Here is a 1,788-nt window from a genome sequence, read left to right on the forward strand (position 1 = left end):
GGCTTTTCGTAATATCCTCTGTGAAAATGGACTGCAGCAAAGTATGAGTCGTAAGGGTGATTGCTGGGATAATGCCTGCGTTGAAAGCTTCTTTCATTCTTTAAAGGTGGAGGCTGTGCTTTACGAGCCCATGATGAGTCGAGATCAGATGCGCCATGCCGTGTTTGAATACATCGAAGTTGATTATAATCGAACTCGTCGGCATAGTTCTTTGGGATATGTAAGCCCTGAAAAATATGAGCTATCGGAAGTGGCTTAATTCGGTGTCCATTTTTACTGCCTCAGATCAATTTTGAGCGGGCCAGAAATGATGCGGTTTTTCGGTTTCAGGGAAATAGAAACCCCTTTATCGATCATCCTCACTGGGTGGAACTGATCTGGGGAGAGTTGTTGGACCCGGGTGAGTTCAAACCATGCGATGATTCAATGCAGTATTAGGTTCTGTTGACATAAGTTTGTGTGCTCAGCTCAAGTAAGAAAAGCTCCGGCCTGTTCTACGGAGCTTTTCAACCATCGTGTCTGTTAGTCGTGAAGATGTTCTGCAGCGTAAAGAGTGTTTTCAAGAAGTGTTGCAACGGTCATGGGGCCAACGCCGCCAGGTACCGGTGTAATCCAGCTGGCTTTTTGCTGGGCGGTTTCGAACTCAATGTCGCCTACCAGTCGGCCGTCGTCCATACGATTGATGCCGATGTCGATGACAATAGCACCTTCTTTAACCCATTCACCTTTGACCAGTCCGGGCTTGCCAACAGCAACCACCAGAATTTCTGCTTCGCCAACGACCTTATCAAGATCGTGTGTAAAGCGGTGGGCTGTGGTGGTGGTGCAACCTGCCAGCAGTAATTCCATGGTCATGGGGCGACCAACGATATTGGATGCGCCGACAATCACCGCATTCTTGCCACGAATGGCTTCACCGGTGCTCTCCAGAAGCGTCATAACGCCCTTTGGGGTGCAGGGGCGCAGCATGGGGATGCGTTGAACCAGTCTGCCAATATTGTAGGGGTGGAAGCCGTCTACATCCTTATCAGGACGAATACGTTCTATCACCAGGTCGCAATTGATGTGCTCAGGCAATGGCAGCTGTACAAGAATGCCGTCGATAGCAGGATCTTCATTCAGCTGGTCAATAAGACTTAATAAATCGGCTTCACTGGTGGATGCGGGCAGGTCATGAGAGACGGAGTGAAAGCCCACTCGTTCACAATCGCTTCTTTTTTTGCCTACATAAACCTGAGAGGCTGGGTCGTCACCCAGCAGAATAACAGCCAGACCCGGTACCCTGAGTCCCTGTTCAATCCGTTGTTTAACACGTTCAGCAAGTGAATCTTTCAGTTTTTCGGCAATGGCCTTGCCGTCAATGATTCTAGCGGTCATGGTTTTTGGTGGATGCCTGTTAAGCGGACGAGTTCCTCATTTTATCATGGAAGTCCGTCCTTGTTCATGAATTGAATAGTCAGAACCGATGAATAGGCGTGTTTGAATCTAATCATTTTAGAGCTTTGGTTCAGGAACCCTGTCAGTGTCTGTCACTCCATAGCGGTTCCAGGAGGATTCATGAGTCTGCCTTAACCCATAGATGTCCTAGGAGCCTGTCGGACTTATGCTTTCGAGCATAAATTTCAGTAGAACGAGTCGAATTATTCGATGGATTCGTGAGAATATAGGACTTACGCATTGATGGCACCTGCTAATTTTGGTAGCAGGTGGTCTTTACTCTTTGCAAAACTCTCAATGAATTTACCAACCGTCTCTTTAAATAGCCCCCGTTGGTGCTGATAAATATTC

The 1,788-nt window shown here is 47.7% G+C and carries 3 protein-coding genes and 1 pseudogene; 2 read left to right on the forward strand and 2 right to left on the reverse strand.

Annotation, left to right across the window (positions count from 1 at the left end):
* On the forward strand, window positions 1–259 hold a 259-nt coding region (locus ACR2PX_RS29400), incomplete at its 5' end, for an integrase core domain-containing protein (protein ID WP_434002904.1).
* Window positions 260–285: 26 nt separating this feature from the next.
* Window positions 286–438 carry an endonuclease gene (locus tag ACR2PX_RS29405; RefSeq protein WP_434002906.1) on the forward strand — a complete coding sequence of 51 codons (153 nt, stop codon included), beginning with the start codon at window positions 286–288 and terminating at the stop codon, window positions 436–438.
* A gap of 84 nt (window positions 439–522) precedes the next feature.
* On the opposite strand, the gene folD is transcribed toward ACR2PX_RS29405, so the two are convergent.
* Together folD and ACR2PX_RS29415 are read right to left on the reverse strand one after the other, a co-directional pair.
* Window positions 523–1,377, reverse strand: coding sequence for a bifunctional methylenetetrahydrofolate dehydrogenase/methenyltetrahydrofolate cyclohydrolase FolD (gene folD / locus ACR2PX_RS29410; RefSeq protein ID WP_434002905.1), 855 nt, complete (start codon window positions 1,375–1,377; stop codon window positions 523–525).
* A 293-nt stretch (window positions 1,378–1,670) separates the two neighbouring features.
* A pseudogene (locus ACR2PX_RS29415) lies at window positions 1,671–1,788 on the reverse strand (IS701 family transposase); the annotation flags it as partial.

Origin of the sequence: Endozoicomonas sp., from assembly GCF_051008435.1 — a bacterium.
GTDB lineage: Bacteria > Pseudomonadota > Gammaproteobacteria > Pseudomonadales > Endozoicomonadaceae > Endozoicomonas_A.